This window comes from Agromyces archimandritae (assembly GCF_018024495.1).
In the GTDB taxonomy this organism is placed as follows: Bacteria; Actinomycetota; Actinomycetes; order Actinomycetales; family Microbacteriaceae; genus Agromyces; species Agromyces archimandritae.
Genome location: NZ_CP071696.1, coordinates 1,003,783 through 1,020,976, shown reverse-complemented (window position 1 = coordinate 1,020,976; position 17,194 = coordinate 1,003,783). Strand labels below are relative to the sequence as shown.

Annotated in this window: 12 protein-coding genes; all 12 read left to right on the top strand. The window is 71.4% G+C overall.

Going from position 1 to position 17,194, the window contains the following annotated elements; translation table 11 throughout:
• Window positions 1-5: 5 nt before the first annotated feature.
• The 12 genes from rpoC to G127AT_RS04600 all read left to right on the top strand — a co-directional run bounded on the left by rpoC (window position 6) and on the right by G127AT_RS04600 (window position 17,153).
• Window positions 6-3,926 carry a DNA-directed RNA polymerase subunit beta' gene (gene rpoC / locus G127AT_RS04655; RefSeq protein WP_210900490.1) on the top strand — a complete coding sequence of 1,307 codons (3,921 nt, stop codon included), beginning with the start codon at window positions 6-8 and terminating at the stop codon, window positions 3,924-3,926.
• A gap of 183 nt (window positions 3,927-4,109) precedes the next feature.
• Window positions 4,110-4,250: a hypothetical protein gene (locus G127AT_RS04650; protein WP_244857741.1), complete on the top strand. Its 141-nt coding sequence runs from the start codon at window positions 4,110-4,112 to the stop codon at window positions 4,248-4,250.
• Window positions 4,251-4,332: 82 nt separating this feature from the next.
• Entirely contained in the window at window positions 4,333-5,004 is a 672-nt protein-coding gene (locus G127AT_RS04645) for a hypothetical protein (RefSeq protein ID WP_210900487.1), read from the top strand.
• Between the two features lie 708 nt (window positions 5,005-5,712).
• Window positions 5,713-6,990, top strand: coding sequence for an Asp23/Gls24 family envelope stress response protein (locus tag G127AT_RS04640; protein ID WP_210900484.1), 1,278 nt, complete (start codon window positions 5,713-5,715; stop codon window positions 6,988-6,990).
• Between the two features lie 4 nt (window positions 6,991-6,994).
• Window positions 6,995-7,486: a DUF6121 family protein gene (locus G127AT_RS04635; RefSeq protein ID WP_210900481.1), complete on the top strand. Its 492-nt coding sequence runs from the start codon at window positions 6,995-6,997 to the stop codon at window positions 7,484-7,486.
• A gap of 139 nt (window positions 7,487-7,625) precedes the next feature.
• Window positions 7,626-8,966, top strand: a complete 1,341-nt coding sequence (locus G127AT_RS04630; RefSeq protein WP_210900478.1) for an RDD family protein — start codon at window positions 7,626-7,628, stop codon at window positions 8,964-8,966.
• A complete protein-coding gene (locus tag G127AT_RS04625) occupies window positions 8,963-13,558 on the top strand; it encodes a type VII secretion EssC family protein (RefSeq protein ID WP_210900475.1) in 4,596 nt (1,531 codons plus the stop codon). Before G127AT_RS04630 ends, G127AT_RS04625 begins: the two co-directional genes overlap by 4 nt.
• Window positions 13,555-13,860 carry a hypothetical protein gene (locus G127AT_RS04620; protein ID WP_210900472.1) on the top strand — a complete coding sequence of 102 codons (306 nt, stop codon included), beginning with the start codon at window positions 13,555-13,557 and terminating at the stop codon, window positions 13,858-13,860. The genes G127AT_RS04625 and G127AT_RS04620 overlap by 4 nt, the downstream gene beginning before the upstream one ends.
• On the top strand, window positions 13,860-15,107 hold the full coding sequence (locus G127AT_RS04615; protein WP_210900469.1) for a hypothetical protein: 1,248 nt from the start codon (window positions 13,860-13,862) through the stop codon (window positions 15,105-15,107). Before G127AT_RS04620 ends, G127AT_RS04615 begins: the two co-directional genes overlap by 1 nt.
• Window positions 15,104-15,718: a hypothetical protein gene (locus G127AT_RS04610; RefSeq protein WP_210900466.1), complete on the top strand. Its 615-nt coding sequence runs from the start codon at window positions 15,104-15,106 to the stop codon at window positions 15,716-15,718. Before G127AT_RS04615 ends, G127AT_RS04610 begins: the two co-directional genes overlap by 4 nt.
• The gene (locus tag G127AT_RS04605) at window positions 15,715-16,260 is read left to right on the top strand and encodes a hypothetical protein (RefSeq protein ID WP_210900463.1); all 546 of its coding nucleotides are present in this window, start codon (window positions 15,715-15,717) and stop codon (window positions 16,258-16,260) included. The genes G127AT_RS04610 and G127AT_RS04605 overlap by 4 nt, the downstream gene beginning before the upstream one ends.
• The gene (locus tag G127AT_RS04600; RefSeq protein ID WP_210900460.1) at window positions 16,257-17,153 is read left to right on the top strand and encodes a hypothetical protein; all 897 of its coding nucleotides are present in this window, start codon (window positions 16,257-16,259) and stop codon (window positions 17,151-17,153) included. The genes G127AT_RS04605 and G127AT_RS04600 overlap by 4 nt, the downstream gene beginning before the upstream one ends.
• Window positions 17,154-17,194 lie beyond the last annotated feature (41 nt).

The window sequence follows — 17,194 nt, the reverse complement described above, 5'->3', positions numbered from 1 at the left end:
AGAAATTGCTCGACGCAACCACGTTTGACGAGCTTCGTATCGGCCTGGCGACCGCGGACGACATCCGCAAGTGGTCGTACGGCGAGGTCAAGAAGCCCGAAACCATCAACTACCGCACGCTGAAGCCCGAGAAGGACGGCCTCTTCGGCGAGCAGATCTTCGGACCCAGCCGTGACTGGGAGTGCGCCTGCGGCAAGTACAAGCGCGTCCGCTTCAAGGGCATCGTCTGCGAGCGATGCGGGGTCGAGGTCACCAAGTCCTCGGTCCGCCGCGAGCGGATGGGCCACATCGAGCTGGCCGCCCCCGTCACGCACATCTGGTACTTCAAGGGCGTGCCCTCGCGCCTGGGCTACCTGCTCGACATGGCGCCGAAGGACCTCGAGAAGGTCATCTACTTCGCCGCGTACATGGTCATCGACGTCGACGAGGAGGGCCGTCACGAAGACATGCCCGGCCTCGAGAACGACATCCGCCTCGAGATCAAGACGATCTCGGACCAGCGCGACGCCCGCATCGCGGACCTCATGAAGCGCAAGGAGGACGACCTCGCCCAGCTCGAGGCCGACGGTGCGAAGGCCGACCAGAAGAAGAAGGCCGAAACCGCCGCCGACAAGGAGATGACGCAGGTCCGCAAGTCCGCGGACGAGCAGATCACCCACCTCGAGCGCGTGTGGGAGGACTTCCGCACGCTGAAGGTCGGCGACCTGAAGCCCGAGGACTCGGTCTTCCAGGAGCTGCAGGACCGCTTCGGCATGTACTTCGAGGCCTACATGGGCGCCGAGGCCATCCAGAAGCGCCTGCTCGCCTTCGACCTCGCGGCCGAGGCGGACGACCTCCGCAACCAGATCGCCGAGGGCAAGGGTCAGAAGAAGATCCGCGCCATCAAGCGTCTGCGCGTGGTCAACTCCTTCCTATCGACCGGCAACTCGCCGGCCGCGATGGTCCTCGACGTCGTTCCGGTCATCCCGCCGGAGCTTCGCCCGATGGTCCAGCTCGACGGCGGCCGCTTCGCGACCAGCGACCTGAACGACCTCTACCGTCGCGTCATCAACCGCAACAACCGTCTGCGCCGTCTGCTCGACCTCGGGGCCCCCGAGATCATCGTGAACAACGAGAAGCGGATGCTGCAGGAGGCGGTCGACGCCCTCTTCGACAACGGCCGTCGCGGCCGCCCCGTCACGGGCACCGGCAACCGCGCCCTGAAGTCCCTGAGCGACATGCTCAAGGGCAAGCAGGGCCGCTTCCGCCAGAACCTGCTCGGCAAGCGCGTCGACTACTCGGGCCGTTCGGTCATCGTCGTCGGCCCGCAGCTGAAGCTGCACCAGTGCGGTCTGCCGAAGCAGATGGCGCTCGAGCTCTTCAAGCCGTTCGTCATCAAGCGCCTCATCGACCTGAGCCACGCGCAGAACATCAAGGCCGCCAAGCGCATGGTCGAGCGTTCGCGCCCGCAGGTGTGGGACGTGCTCGAGGAGATCATCCGCGAGCGCCCCGTGCTGCTGAACCGTGCGCCCACCCTGCACCGTCTCGGCATCCAGGCGTTCGAGCCGCAGCTCGTCGAGGGCAAGGCCATCCAGCTGCACCCGCTCGTCTGCGCCGCGTTCAACGCGGACTTCGACGGCGACCAGATGGCCGTGCACCTGCCCCTGTCGGTCGAGGCCCAGGCCGAGGCGCGCATCCTGATGCTCGCCTCGAACAACATCCTGAAGCCCTCCGACGGCCGCCCCGTGACCGTGCCCGCGCAGGACATGATCATCGGTCTGCACCACCTCACCACCGAGGTTCCGGACGGTGCCGGCGCCGGCCGCGCGTTCTCCTCGATCGCCGAGGCCATCCTCGCGTTCGACCAGAACCGCCCCGGCGACTTCGAGCTCGATCTCGGCGCGCGCGTCAAGATCCGCCTCGAGGGCCTGCACTTCGCCGAGGGCGAGGAGCCCGAGGGCTTCGAGCCCGGCAAGCCGTTCCTGCTGGAGACGACCCTGGGTCGCGCCCTCTTCAACGAGGCGCTCCCGGTCGACTACGCGTACGTGAACGAGCAGGCCGGTAAGGGCAAGATCTCGGAGATCGTCAACGACCTCGCCGAGCGCTACCCGCGCACCGAGGTCGCCGCGACCCTCGACCGCATCAAGGACGCCGGCTTCCGCTGGGCGAGCCGCTCGGGCGTGACCGTCGCGCTCTCCGACATCGTGACGCCGCCGAACAAGCGCGAGATCGTCGCGAAGTACGAGAAGCAGGCCGCCAAGGTGCAGTCGGAGTTCGAGAAGGGTCTCACGACCGACCTCGAGCGTCGTCAGGAGCTCATCCAGATCTGGACCGTCGCCACCGAAGAGGTCGCGAAGGACATGCGCGATGCGTTCCCGGCAGACAACACCATCAACCGCATGGTCACCTCCGGTGCCCGCGGTAACTGGCTGCAGGTGCGCAACATCGCCGGTATGCGCGGTCTCGTGAACAACCCGAAGGGCGAGATCATCCCGCGCCCGATCATCTCCTCGTACCGCGAGGGGCTGTCGGTGGCGGAGTACTTCATCGCCACGCACGGTGCCCGCAAGGGTCTGGCCGACACGGCCCTCCGTACGGCCGACTCGGGCTACCTCACGCGTCGACTCGTCGACGTCTCGCAGGATGTCATCATCCGCGAGGAGGACTGCGGCACGGGCAAGGGCCTCGAGCTGCCGATCGCCGCGACCGGTGCCGACGGCGCCGCACAGCGCGACGCGGACGGCGGCCTGGTCCGTCACCCGAACGTCGAGAACGCGATCTACGCCCGCAGCCTCGCCGCCGACGCGGTCGACGCCAAGGGCACGGTCGTGGCCGAGGCGGGTGCGGATGTCGGCGACGTGCTCATCAACGAGCTGCTCGAGGCCGGCATCGAGTCGATCCGGGTCCGCTCGGTGCTGACCTGCGAGTCCGCGGTCGGCGTGTGCGCGAAGTGCTACGGCCGTTCGCTGGCGACGGGCAAGCTCGTCGACATCGGCGAGGCGGTCGGCATCATCGCCGCCCAGTCCATCGGCGAGCCCGGCACGCAGCTGACGATGCGTACCTTCCACACGGGCGGTTCGGCCTCCGCGGCCGACATCACCCAGGGTCTGCCGCGTGTGCAGGAGCTCTTCGAGGCCCGCACCCCGAAGGGCGCCTCGCCCATCGCCGAGGCCGCCGGACGGATCGTCATCGACGAGACGGAGCGCCAGCGCAAGGTCATCCTCACCCCCGACGACGGCAGCGAACCGATCACGTACAACGTGCTCAAGCGTTCGACGCTCCTCGTCGAGGACGGCCAGCACGTCGACGTCGGTCAGCAGATCATCGTCGGCACGGTCGACCCCAAGGAGGTCCTCCGCGTCAAGGGCGTGCGCGAGGTGCAGAAGCACCTCGTCGACGGTGTGCAGGACGTGTACCGTTCGCAGGGCGTGCCGATCCACGACAAGCACATCGAGGTCATCGTCCGCCAGATGCTCCGCAAGGTCACCGTGGTCGACCACGGCCAGACCGAGCTGCTCCCGGGCGAGCTCGTCGACCGTTCGCGCTACCAGGAGCTGAACCGTCTGGCGCTCTCCGAGGGCAAGAAGACGGCGACGGCGCGGCCCGAGGTCATGGGTATCACCAAGGCCTCGCTCGCGACCGAGTCGTGGCTGTCGGCCGCGTCCTTCCAGGAGACGACCCGCGTGCTCACGCAGGCCGCCATGGAGGGCAAGTCCGACCCGCTCGTCGGCCTCAAGGAGAACGTCATCATCGGCAAGCTCATCCCCGCCGGCACGGGCCTTGCCAAGTACCGCAACGTGTCGGTCGAGGCGACCGAGGAGGCCAAGGCGGAGCGGTACCCCAACCGCATCTTCGCCGACGACTCCTCGTTCACCGAGGGCGACCTGAGCTTCGTCGACTTCGACTCGTTCTCGAGCGACGACTTCACGCCCGGCAACTACAGCTGATCTCGTGTCACGCGCGGCCCCGCACCTCTCGCAGGTGCGGGGCCGTTCGCGTTCCCGGGTGGATGCCCGGCGCTATGCGGCCGGGGCGTTCTTCCGTCTCGGGGGAGGGAGCAGCCCCGCAAGCATGGCGGAGAGCGCTGCGGCGAAGCCGAGGAGCTGCACCGCGGTGAGGTCTTCGCCGGCGTGATCCCCGCCGACGACGCGAGGTTCCGATCGATCCGGGTCACCGCGGGCCCCACCCGCATCGAGTACCTCGCGTGGAGCGCCTTCAACCCGTCGCCGGCGGCCGAAGCCTTCCTGGGCGGCCTGAACCCGCGCGAATGACCGAATCGCGCCCGCCTGAGCGGCGCGCCCGGTCGGAGCGGGTAGGATCGCCGGACCATCCCGTACCACGAGGGGGTCGTGAATGTCCGCGCAGATTCCGCTCGCCAGGCGACCGGTGTTCTGGCTGGGTGCGCTGCTCGGCGTCGTACTGCTCATCGGCGCCTTCGCCATGGGCATCACCTTCGGCAGCCCGAGCGGCGAGGCGGCCGCGCCCCCGGCGAGCGAGACGGAGCGTCCCTCGCCGAGCGAGGAGGCGGATGCGAAGCCGACGCCGACCGCGGATCCGGCCGTCGACTTCGGGCCGCTGCCGAAGGAGTGCACGGGTCTGTACACGCACGACTTCACCCCCGAGGTCGTCCCGCTCGTGCTGAACCCGGCGTGGACGACCGACCCGGCCGGCGGCTTCGACGGGCTCGGCACGAACGACCCGGGGGTCGCCGCGCTGCTCGAGCCGGCGGCACGCCTGCAGTGCGCGTGGGCCGACCCCGAGGCGGTCGAACCGGCATTCGTCGTGACGACGGGCGCGGTCGTGACGGCCGAGCAGCGCGATGCGGCCTTCGAGGCGCTCGGCGCGGCCGGGTTCTCGTGCTACGAGGAGGCGGGCGGCACGCGCTGCATCATCGAGGGCGAGGGCGGCGACGGGCCGTGGGGGGAGTCGCACTTCTTCCGCGACGACGCGTGGCTCGCGACGAAGTGGAATGTGATCGCGCCCGACGGCTATACGCCGGACATGGTCGCCGCCGTCTGGGGCTGACGCCGGTCGAGGAGCGCGAAGCGCGTATCGAGACCTCGCACCGGGTCTCGATACGCTTCGCTCCTCGACCGACGACTCGATCCGCACTGCCGGTCGAGGACCGCGAAGCGCGTATCGAGACCTTGCGATGGGTCTCGATACGCTTCGCTCCTCGACCGACGACTCGATCCGCACTGCCGGTCGAGTAGCGCGAAGCGCGTATCGAGACCCCGCAACGGGCCTCGATACGCTTCGCTCCTCGACCGACGACTCGATCCGCACTGCCGGTCGAGTAGCGCGAAGCGCGTATCGAGACCCCGCACCGGGCCTCGATACGCTTCGCTACTCGACCGGCGTCTGGGGTCGCTGCGTCCGCCGGTCGAGGAGCGCGAAGCGCGTATCGAGACCTTGCGATGGGTCTCGATACGCTTCGCTACTCGACCGACGACTCGATCCGCACTGCCGGTCGAGTAGCGCGAAGCGCGTATCGAGACCTTGCGATGGGCCTCGATACGCTTCGCTCCTCGACCGGCGTCTGGGGTCGCTGCGTCCGCCGGTCGAGGAGCGCGAAGCGCGTATCGAGACCTTGCGATGGGTCTCGATACGCTTCGCTCCTCGACCGACGACTGAATATGTCCGTGTGCGGATGCTCGGGCGCGACCGGTTCCCGGTTGCTAGAGTGTCGGGCGATGCAAGGGCCTGGCTGTGGCCCGGAAGGGGAGCGCCCAGATGAGCGACACCACCCGCGGGACCGGGCCGGAGGGGCCGGAGGAGTCCGGCCGGGAGCCGGAGCCGGAGACCGAATCGTCGCCGTTCGCGATGCCTGCCGCCCCGGCCGCGCAGACGCCCGCGCCCGATGCCGCTGAGGACGACGCCGATGAGGATGACGCCGCCGCCGGCGGCGCCGCAGCCGAAGACGAGGTCGCCGCTGCAGAGGAGCGGCCCGCATCGGAGTCGATGATCCAGTCGCCGCCGCCGGCCGGGGGAATCGCAGCCGGGACCCTCGCCGCCGAGCCCGCCGAGCCCGCCGAGCCGTCGGAGCCGCCGGTCCGCGACGTATCGGCCGAACGCGCCGAGCTCGACGCCGCGGTCGCGAGGGTCGCCGCGGGGCCGGAGGCGAGCCTCGATGCCGAGGCCGACGAGACCGCCGATGCGGGTGTCGATGCCGCCGCTTCGGAGCCGGCCGCTTCGGAGCCGGCCGGGGAGGCCGATCCCTCCGCGACCGCATCGCCGTCCGACGAGCCGGCCGCCGCAGCGGCCGCCACCACCACCACCGCTGCCGCCCCCGCGCCCGTCGAAGACGCGCCGGCTCCCGCAGACGCCGACCTCGACGATCCGGAACCGACGCAGGCCGAGGGACTGCCCGGTCCGGTGGCCGCCGGCGCCGTCCGTCGCGCGACCTACATCCCGGCCGCCTCGAGCGACGAGCAGGGCGTTCCCGCCGAGGGCCGCACCGCGCTCTACGTGCAGGCGCCCGACGCCCCTCGCCCGAAGGGCAATCGCGTCTTCGGCATCCTCGTCGCCGTGATCGCGACGGTCGCGTTCGCGCTGCTGTACGCCCTGGCCGGCTTCCTGCTCTTCCTCGGCACGAACGCGGACGGTGCGAGCGAGCTCACGCTGCAGTTCCTGAGCCGACCCGTGTACTGGATCCCGATCGTCGCATTCCTGCTGTTCTTCGTGCTGCTCATCGCGATCGTGAATCGCGGGCCGTGGTGGGTGTACGCCGTGTTCGGGCTCGTCGTCGGCGTCCTCGTCTACGTCTCGTACGTGGGTGCGGCGCTGCTGACGGTCGAAGCATGGACCCTGACCTTCGAAGAGGCCGCGTCGTTCATCGCGAGCCGCTGGCTCGATCCCTTCGCGATCCTGGCGGGTCTGCTCGCGCGCGAGCTGCCGCTCTGGTTCGGGGGGTGGATCGCTGCGCACGGCCGCACGGTCGAGGTCCGCAATCGCGAGGCCTTCGAGCGGTACGAACGCGAACTCGCGGCGGGGCCCCAGCCGCGCGGGTGATCCGGTGAACGCGTATTCCCGCTACGCCGTGATCGTCGCGGTCTTCGCGACGGGCCTGTACCTCGCGCTCGTGATCGCCGTGTTCGGGATCGTGACGCTCCTGACCGATCTGGAGCCGGTCGGGGATCCGGATGCGGGGGTGCTGGCCGGCCCGGTGATGATCGGGGCGGCGACGGTCGCCGTCGCGGCGGTGCTGCTGTCGGTCGGCCTCGGCCGACCGCCGGAGCGGCAGCGGGTCTCGCTGCTCTGGTCGTTCGTCGCGGCCGTGGCCGCATACCTGGCGTACGTCGTCGCCGGGTTCATCGTGCTGGGTTCGGGGCCGGCGGCCGAGGACGGGGTGCTGCCCGTGCTCGTCGGCGTCGCGGCCGGCCCGCATGTGTTCGCGGCCGCGGTCGCGGCGTTCGCCGTGGGTCTCGCGTATACGGCCGTGCTAGGTGCGCGCACGGGCGGGGCGGAGCGGCCGCGGTGGCCGTGGGAGGATCGCGACGAGCCCTGAGGCGCCGGAGGCCGGCGGTCTGCGCGCGTCCCCCGCTCGCGGGTACTCTGCCTTGTGGAGATGGTGAGTCCTCCCCATCGACAATGCGAACCCGATCGGTTTGGCTCGAGGAGTCGGACCGAGCCCTGAAGGAGCCGATGTGAGCGTCACCCTCGAGGTCGACGACGAGGCCGTGCCCGGTCTCGGCGCCGACGGTCGGCCCGACCCCGATTATGCTGCGCGCCTCGGCCTCGTCGCCGCGGCGACGGGGCGGCGTGCGGGGGCGTTCGCGATCGATGCCGCGATCTGGGCGGTGCTGTCGATCCCGTCGATCATCGGGTACGCGAATCTGCTGCCGCCGGTGTTCGCCCTGGTGCTCGCCGGCGACCCGCTGCCGATCGGCGGCCTCTTCGTGCCGCTCGTGCTGGTGATCGTCGGGCAGTCGCTGACCACGGTCTTCGGCGTCGTACAGCTCATCCTGCACGGCCGCAAGGGCGTGACGGTCGGCAAGGCGTCCCTCGGCATCCGTTCGGTGAACGTCGCAGGATTCGGCCCGGCCGGGTTCTGGCGGATCGTGCTGCGCGCGCTCGTGCTGTGGGGCGGGCAGACGGTGCTTCCGATCGCCGGGCCCGCGGTGCTCTTCGCGTCCGGCTTGTGGGACCCGGAGCAGCGCGGCCGCAGCTGGCTCGACCGGATCGCGAAATGCTGGGCGGTGGATGCCCGGGGCGGTCTCGACCCGTTCGACACGAAGGCCATGCGGCACGCCCGGCGCGGAGCGGATGCGGTGCCGGCGGCGGTCGTGCAGACCCTTCCCTCCCTCGCGACGGGTGCCGGCCGCGCCCCCTTCATCCCGGGCGCGCGTTCGGCTTCGGGGGTGATCGCGCCGTTCGGCGGCGGGCAGGAGTGGACGCCGCCGCCGTTGCCGGGCTTCCCCGCCGCGGCGCAGGCGTTCCCGGGCGAAACGGCGATCCCGGTGAACACCTCTTCGTTCCCGGGCGGCACCCTGCCCTTCCCTGCCGAGACGGGGTACGCCCCGGCCCCGGTCACCGCGGCCGTCCCGGTGCAGCCGCCGGCGCCCGCCTGGCCGGCGGCACCCCCGGCGCCCGTTCCGGCTCCGGCATCCGCCCCGGTCGTGCCCGCCGTTCCCGCGCAGCCGGCATCCGCCCGCAGCTTCGTCCTCGCGTTCGACGACGGTTCGCGCATCGACGCCGACCCCGGCGGGCTCCTCGGGCGTTCGCCGTCCCCGCGGGGCGGCTCGGCCGCCGCGCAGCTCATCCCGCTCCGCGACGAAACCATGCAGATCTCGAAGACGCACCTCGAATTCGGGGTCGACGAGGAAGGATTCTGGGTGCTCGACCACGCCTCGACGAACGGCTCGACCGTCACGATCCCCGGCGGCCGCCCCGTGACCCTCGTCGCCGGCGAACGCCGCGGCGTCGAACCCGGGTCGACCGTCGAACTCGGCGGACGCAGCTTCACCCTGCAGGAGGTCGCCCGATGAGGGTCAAGCTCACGCTCCGCCGCCAGTCCGGCGTGCCCGTCGATGTCGTCATCACCGCCGACGCCACGGCCACCGTCGCCGACGTCGCGCACGCGATCGCCGCGAACGACCCGACCGTGGCGGCGATGCCGCCGGCCGGCACGCGTCTCACGCTCGCCGTCGGCGCCCCCACCGTCGATCGCCTCGAGCGGCTGGAGCCCGAGGAGCTCTTCGGCGAGTCCGCGATCGGCTCCGGTTTCAACGCCGCCGTCGTCGCCTACACGGGCCGCACGGGCCGCGGCCCCGAGCATGCCGACGCGGCCGCCGTCCTCCGCATCCACAACGGCCCGGAGGGCGGCCGGCAGATCGAACTGCGCCGCGGCAACTCCGTCATCGGCCGCGGCGCCGGCGCCGACGTGCTGCTGGCCGATCCGCTCGTGTCCAAGCGGCACGCCCGCGTCGAGGTCGGCGCCTCGATCGAGCTCGTCGACCTGAACTCCGCGAACGGCGTCATCGTCGACGGCGGGCTCGTGCAGCGCGTCCGCGTCATCCCCGGCCAGGTCTACACCCTCGGCGACACCGAGATCTCGATCGTGCCCGTGCAGACCCACGAGGCCGAGGACGACCCGGTGCTGGAGCGCGGCGGGGCGCTCATGTTCAACCGCTCGCCGCGCGTCGAGGTGCGCTACCCGGGCACGAAGCATCCGCACCCGGCCGTGCCGAAGGAGACCACGCCGCGGATGTTCCCGTGGCCGATGGTCGTCGCGCCGGTGCTGCTCGGCGTCACGATGTTCATCGTCACCGAGCGGCCGATGTCGCTCATGATCGCCTTCATGTCGCCGCTCATGATGCTCGGCAACTACTACAGCAGCCACACGCAGCAGGGCAAGAAGCTGAAGCAGGAGGTCGAGACCTTCGAGGAGCAGGTCGAGGAGCTCGAGATCGCCCTCGAACAGCAGAAGGGCGTCGAACGCGAACGCCGGCACGCCGAGGCGCCCGCCGTCGCCCACGTCTACGAGCAGGCCATGCGCCTCGGGCCGCTGCTGTGGACCAGGCGCCCCGAGCACTGGAACTTCCTCGCCCTCCGACTCGGCGTCGGCCGGGCCAAGAGCCGCAACACCATCGAGGAGCTGAGCGCGAAGGACGGCATCGTCAGATACCAGCGCCAGGTGCAGCGCCTCCGCGACCGCTACGAGTACGCGGAGGACGTGCCGATCGTCGAACTGCTGCCGAGCTCGGGCGCCCTCGGCATCGCCGGGCCGATGCCGGTGGCCGCCGACGTCATGCGCGGCATCGGCGTCCAGCTGTTCGGGCTGCACGCGCCGAACGAGATCATCACCGCGGCGATCGTGGATCCCGCATGGTCGCGCGAGCTGGAATGGCTGAAGTGGCTGCCGCACACCTCCAGCTCCCGCAACCCGTTCGCGGACTTCGCGCTCGCCGACAGCCAGTCCGCCGGCACCGCCCTCCTGAACGCCCTCGAAGAGGCCATCCTCGAACGCCTCTCGGGCTCGCCGTCGCGTCGCGGGCCGCTGAAGGACGCCGACACCTCGATGGCGCTCGGCGCGCAGGTGGGCGATGCGACCGACCGGGTCGGCGTGTCCGCCGAGGGCGACTCGGCGCTCGTGCTCATCGTCTCCGCCGACGCCCCCGTCGACCGGCCGCGGCTCATCCAGCTCATCGAGCGCGGTGCCGACGTCGGCATCTACACGATCTTCCTCGGCCCCTCCGTCGAGTCGCTGCCGGCGGCCTGCCGCACCTTCGTCGACGCGAGCGCCGGCCTCGAGCAGGCCAGGGTCGGATACGTGCGGGCCGGCGAGACCTTCGAGCAGGTGCGCGTCGAGGGCGTCTCGCAGCAGTACGCGGAGGTGTTCGCCAAGCGCCTTGCGCCGGTGGTGGATGCGAGCACCGTCGACGAGGACTCCAGCGACCTGCCCCGCACCGTCTCCATGCTCGGCCTCATCGGGCACGAGCTCGCCGAGCAGCCCGGCAGCGTCGTCGAGCGCTGGCGGCAGAACAACTCCGTCATCGACCGCTCGGGGCATCCGCTGCCGCGCATGAAACGCGCCGGCACCCTGAAGGCCTACATCGGGCAGGCGAGCCCCGACGCGATGACCCTCGATCTCCGCACGCAGGGCCCGCACGCCCTCGTCGGCGGCACGACGGGCGCCGGCAAGTCGGAGTTCCTGCAGGCGTGGGTGCTCGGCATGGCCGCCGAGTACAGCCCCGACCGGGTGACGTTCCTCTTCGTCGACTACAAGGGCGGATCGGCGTTCGCCGACTGCGTCGAGCTGCCGCACTGCGTCGGCCTCGTCACCGACCTGAGCCCGCACCTCGTCCGCCGCGCCCTGACGAGCCTCCGCGCCGAGCTGCACTACCGCGAGCACCTCTTCAACCGGAAGAAGGCCAAGGACCTCCTCGAGCTCGAGAAGCGTCGCGACCCCGAGACGCCGCCGGCGCTCGTCCTCGTCATCGACGAGTTCGCCGCGCTCGCCGGCGAGGTGCCCGAGTTCGTCGACGGCGTCGTCGACATCGCCCAGCGCGGGCGCTCCCTCGGCATCCACCTGATCATGGCGACGCAGCGGCCCGCAGGCGTCATCAAAGACAATCTGCGCGCGAACACGAACCTGCGCGTCGCCCTCCGCATGGCCGACGAGTCCGACTCGAAGGACGTCGTCGGAGACCCGGTCGCCGGCACCTTCGACCCGTCGATCCCGGGCCGCGGCATCGCCAAGACCGGCCCGGGCCGCCTCGTGCCCTTCCAGTCCGCGTATGCGGGCGGGTGGTCGACGAACGAGGCCGCGAAGGCGGAGGTGCGCGTCGCCGAACTGCGCTTCGGCTCCCTCGTGCTGTGGGAGCGCGACGCCGAACCCGAGTCCGACTCCCATGACGGCGACCCGGGCCCGAACGACCAGAAGCGCATGGTGCGCTCCTTCATCCGCGCCGCCGTCGACGCCCGCATCCCGGCGCCCCGCCGGCCGTGGCTCGACGACCTCGCGGCGACCGTCGCGCTCGAAGCGCTGCCGTCGGAGGGCGACTCGCGCATCCTGCTCGGCCTCGCCGACATCCCGGAGCGGCAGCTGCAGGAGGCGATGACCTTCGAGCCCGACCGTGACGGGGCGATGCTCGTCTACGGCACGAGCGGCTCGGGCAAGTCGACGGTGCTGCGCACGATCGCCGCCTCGGTGGGCATGCGCCCGGATCTCGGCACGGCCGAGGTGTACGGCCTCGACTTCGGTTCGGGGGCGCTGCGCTCGCTCGAAGCGCTGCCGCATGTCGGTTCGATCATCCCGGGCGACGACGCCGAGCGCATCCAGCGGCTGCTGCGCACCCTGGGGGAGGTGCTCGACCGCCGCGGCCGCAGCTTCAGCGAGGTGAACGCGTCGAGCCTGACCGAGTACCGCCGCATCACGGGCGTCGCCGAGCCGCGCATCGTGCTGCTGCTCGACGGCTTCGGCCAGTTCAAGTCGGACTGGGATTCGACGACGGTGCGGATGCCGTTCTACCAGCTGTTCATGCGCCTCCTCGGCGAGGGCCGCCCGCTCGGCGTGCACGTCGTGGCGACGGCGGATCGCGCCGGCGCCGTGCCGACGGCGGTCAGCGCGAACATCACCAAGCGCGTCGTGCTGCGGATGAGCGAGGAGTCGGCGTACCAGGTGCTCGGCGTCGCCAAGGACGTGCTGGGCGACGATTCGGCGCCGGGGCGTGCGATCGTCGAGGGCTTCGAGACGCAGATCGCGGTCATGGGCGGCACGACGAACGTCGCCGAGCAGACGAAGGAGCTGGAGCGCCTGGCCGAACGCCTGCGTGCGGCCGGTGCGCATGCGGCGCCCGAGATCGGCGCGCTTCCGGTGAGCTTCCCGGAGGCGCTGCTTCCGGCATCCATCGGCGGCGAAGCGGTGCTCGGCCTCAGCGACACGACGCTCGCGCCGTTCGCGATCGAGACCGTCGGCACCTTCGTCGTCACCGGCCCGCCGCAGAGCGGCAAGACGAACGCCCTGCGCTCGATCGTGAACTCGATGCTGCGCCTGGACCCGGAGGTGAAGCTCTTCCACTTCGGCGGGCGTCGTTCGCAGCTGACGGGGTTCGCCCCGTGGGTGCGTTCGGCCACGACGGTGGATGCCGCCAAGGCGCTCGCCAAGGAGCTCGTCGAGATCATCCCCGACGAGTCCATCCAGGGTCGCCTCATGATCGTCGTCGAGGGGGTGACGCAGTTCGCCGACTCCGAGGCCGAGCGGGCGATGAAGGAGATGTTCCAGGCGATCAACCGCTCGGATCACTTCCTGATCGGCGATGCGGACGTCTCGGCGCTGTCGAGCGGCTTCGGCTTCATCGGCGATTTCAAGTCGGCCAGGCAGGGCGTCGCGCTGAAGCCGGACGCCTACGACGGCGATTCGGTCTTCAAGACCGCCTTCCCGAAGGTCAAGCGGGCCGAGTTCCCCGAGGGGCGCGGCATCTTCGTGCAGAACGGCCGCATCACGACGGTGCAGCTGCCGCTCGTCGAGGGCGAGACGGCCGTCGTGCCGGGCGGGGAGAACTCCCCATTCCCCGGCGGCGGGGCCCTCGCTACCGTCGGAGGGTTGTCCGCATCGACTGAAGGAGGGGCGCGATGAGCGACGGGGTGGAGATCCCGCTGGCATCCATGGAGGAGCTGAACACGGCGATCAAGCAGATCGTCGTCGAGTTCGAGGATGCGGGCAAGCGCACGGATGCGCTGGTGGATGCGATCGGGCGGCCGTTCGGGCGGGGCGAGCTGCGGGATGCCGCCGACGAGTTCGAGGGTGCGTGGGACGACAAGCGCGACACCCTGAAGGGCCACCTCGTGGAGCTGCAGGAGCAGGTCGAGGGCGTCAAGGACGCGTGGAAGGACTTCGACGTCCAGCTCGCTGCCGAGATCGAGCAGAAGGAGGGCTGATGAGCACCTCCTACTATTACCGCTTCATGCCCGACTCGCCGAAGGGCCGCGAGGTCCAGAAGGTCACGGGGTCGCCGTCGGCGATCATCTCGCGCGGCACGGCGATCGAGAGCCTCGGCGAGCAGATGCAGAGGGCGGCGGTGACGCTGCAGCTCATCGCCGACGGCCAGGTCGGCAAGGGCAAGTCGCTCGACGAGATCAAGGATCAGGCCGACGAGGTCTACGCGGATCTGAAGAAGGCGGGGGAGCGCTACGCGCCGAGCGGTACGGCGATCCTCGCGTACGGCACGGCCCTGGACGGGGTCAAGGAGCTGCTGAACGCCGCGGTGGACGACTGCGAGTCGCTGTGGGAGACGGTGCAGACGCGTGCGGGTGCGGTCGACGACGCCGACGACACCCCGGCGGGCGAGGACGGGTCGACGAGCGCCCGCGAGGATGCGGTGTCGGGCGCCGAGGGCCGGCTGGAGACGGCCAAAGGGGAGTGGGACGAGGCCGCCGGCCGGTTCGACGGCCACTACGACACGTGGGAGGCCGCATACGAGTCGGCGGTCACGAGCCTGCAGGATGCCAATGAGGACGGGGTGAGCGACGGGTTCTGGGACGACGCCCTGCCGTTCTTCGAGGCGCTCGCGAAGTTCGCCGACTGGGCGGGGCTCGTGCTGCTCGTCGCGGCCCTCGTCATCGGCGGCCCGCTGGTGGCGGTGCTCGGCACGATCGTCGCCGTGATCGGCCTGATCGCCACGGTCGTGCTCTTCGCGAAGGGCCGGAAGGAGGGCAAGGACCTCGCCTGGGCGATCGTCGGGGTCATCCCGTTCAGCAAGTTCGGCAAGTTCGCCGAGCTCGGCCAGGGGGCCCGATTCCCGAAGCTCGCGGGCTTCTTCAAGGCCGCCGCCGGCGCGGAGGACTTCAGTGCGCTGCGCACGCATATGGGCGAGATCGACGGGCTGGCGCGGACGGCGTGGAACGCGGCGACGGATCTCAGGCTCTACGACCAGGCGACGTCCGGTTCGCGGCTGTTCCAGCGGATCGCCTCCGGCACCCCGTACGTGGCCGAGAACCTGCGCGCCGGCTTCACCTCGGACGCGTTCCTCGGCCGCCTCTTCGACGGGGATTCGTGGTCGGCGCTCTCGCGCACCGAGATCGCCTCGGGGGCCGTGCAGCGAATCCAGGACTTCTATTCGACGGGCGACATGCTCATCGGCGAGCTCACCGATGACGTCGACGAGAAGATCGATTCGTGGCGATGAGCCTGCGCGACGAGCTCATGGGCATCGCCCCGGCCCTGCCGGCGGCGGCGCCGCCGTTCGTGCTGCTCCTGCCGAGCGGCTGGGTGTCGGTGCCGGCGACGAAGGAGGCCTTCGCCGAGCTCATGGCCCGGGCCGGCCGCGTCTTCCGGGCGCAGCACCGGCCCGACCTCGACGCGCAGCTGCGCGGGCTGGTCGAACGGAGCGCCGAGGAGCTGCTGCGGCGGGATGCCGTGCGCCTCATCTACCAGCAGGATGTGCCGGCGGATCTCATGATCCCGATGTCGATCACGGTCTTCCGCGTCACCGAGCCGAGCGGGGCGCCCCTCGACGGGCGGGTCCGCGCGCTCGTCCAGGGCCGGGGCGCGAAGCCGCTCGACGGCGCCGGCGTGATCATGCGCTGGACCTCGGAGCACACGCACGAGGCCGAGGGCGGGCGGGTGTCGACCCGCTCCTTCGACTACCTCGTGCCGATCCCCGAGACGGGTCGCCGGCAGGCGCTCATGTTCAACGCGGTCGTGCCGATCGAGGCGGGCGAGGATCCGGCATCCACCGCGACGCTCGAGCTCTTCGCGGATGCCCTGATGACGACCTTCAGATGGAGCGGTGCATGAGATTCGCCGTCGATTACCCGCCGGAGCTGTGGGCCGCCATGCCCGACCCGGCGGCCGGCTCCGACGAGCTGTGGATCGCCGAGCAGCGCGCCGCCTTCGCGGGCGGGCCGTTCGCGGACCGCGGGGAGCTCTTCGAACGCGCCGCGCGCGAGGCGCTGGCTCGGCGTCGCGCCGGCGTCGACACCTCGCTGCTGTTCCGGCCGACGGAGCTGCCGATGACGGGCGTCGTGCACGCCGTCCTCCTCAGCGACCCCGAGGCATCCGCCCGCACCGTCGACGACTGGCTGCCGGACCCGGCGACCCTGCTCGTCGACCCGGCCGTCTCCGAGTTCGAGACGGATGCGTTCGAGCACGGCTTCCGCATCGCGTACGTGCTGAAGGAGCGTTTCGCCGACGGATCCCCGAAGACGGGCTTCGTGTACGGCCTCATCGGCGCCGGCATCGTCGGCACCGTGTTCTCGGAGCCCGCGATCCAGGAGGTGACGGGCACCATGCAGCTGTACACGGACCCGGTGGTCGGGTCGCTGCGGACGGCGGCGTGAGCGGCGCCGCGGCCGAGTGGGCCGAGCGGGCCGGCCCGCTGGATGTGCGCGACCGGCCGCAGCTGCTGGATCGCCGCGTGGTGCAGGCGGTGCCGGCGTACGAGGCGGCGGTGGATCGCATCCTCGCCGGCCTCGGGGTCCGGGTGCGTGCCGCGCGGGCCGAGCGACTCGCCGCCCTCGCGGCGGAGGATCCGGCGGCGGCCCTCGTCGTGGACCGCCCGCTGTGGAGGATGGTCGCGGCGATCGTCGGCACGCTCGCGGCGGCGGGGGCCTTCGCCCTCTACTTCAGTCGCGCGGATTTCACGGCCGGGGCGATCCTGCCGCTCGCGGTCGGCTTCCTCGCCGTGGCGCTCCTGGCGACCGGCGGCGGTGTGCTGCCGTTGCGGCGGTCGAACCCGCCGGCCTCCGGGTCGCTGTTCCTGGCCTGGGCGGCGGCGCTGCTCGGCGGGGCGACGGCGGCCGGGGCGACCGCGAGCGGCGGCGGGGCGGCCGGCGCCGGGCTCGTCGCGCTCTGGGCGCTCGCGGGTGCGCTGTGCCTGCTCGCGCTCGGCGCCCAGCTCGCGCATTCGACCGAACCGTCGGCGGCCCGGCGCGCCCGCGCCGATCGCGTCGCCGCCTATCGCGCGGATCTGCGGGCGGAGGCCGACGCCGCGATCGCCGACGCCGCCGCCGCGGTCGCATCCGCCCACGACGCCCTCGGCGAGCAGGAGCGGCAGTGGCTCGCCGGCGAGCAGGCCGAGGCGCACGCGGTGCTCGAGCGGCGCGGACTGCTGCCGGCAGGAGCCGCCGTGCCGACGCCGGGCCTCGTGCTCGCCGACCGCACGGCCGCGGCGCTCGCCGCGTCGATCGGCGTGCGCGACGCCGCCCGCCTCCTCGCCGACCCGACCGCGTGAGCGGCATGGGTACCGCTGCCCATTTGATGGGGCCCCCGCAC

Excerpts from the sequence above, each read along its gene's own strand:
- G127AT_RS04645 (WP_210900487.1), top strand. The coding sequence starts at position 4,333 with ATGTCCGCGCAGATTCCGCTCGCCAGGCGACCGGTGTTCTGGCTGGGT.
- G127AT_RS04640 (WP_210900484.1), top strand. The coding sequence starts at position 5,713 with ATGAGCGACACCACCCGCGGGACCGGGCCGGAGGGGCCGGAGGAGTCC.
- G127AT_RS04625 (WP_210900475.1), top strand. The coding sequence starts at position 8,963 with ATGAGGGTCAAGCTCACGCTCCGCCGCCAGTCCGGCGTGCCCGTCGAT.
- G127AT_RS04620 (WP_210900472.1), top strand. The coding sequence starts at position 13,555 with ATGAGCGACGGGGTGGAGATCCCGCTGGCATCCATGGAGGAGCTGAAC.
- G127AT_RS04615 (WP_210900469.1), top strand. The coding sequence starts at position 13,860 with ATGAGCACCTCCTACTATTACCGCTTCATGCCCGACTCGCCGAAGGGC.
- G127AT_RS04610 (WP_210900466.1), top strand. The coding sequence starts at position 15,104 with ATGAGCCTGCGCGACGAGCTCATGGGCATCGCCCCGGCCCTGCCGGCG.
- G127AT_RS04605 (WP_210900463.1), top strand. The coding sequence starts at position 15,715 with ATGAGATTCGCCGTCGATTACCCGCCGGAGCTGTGGGCCGCCATGCCC.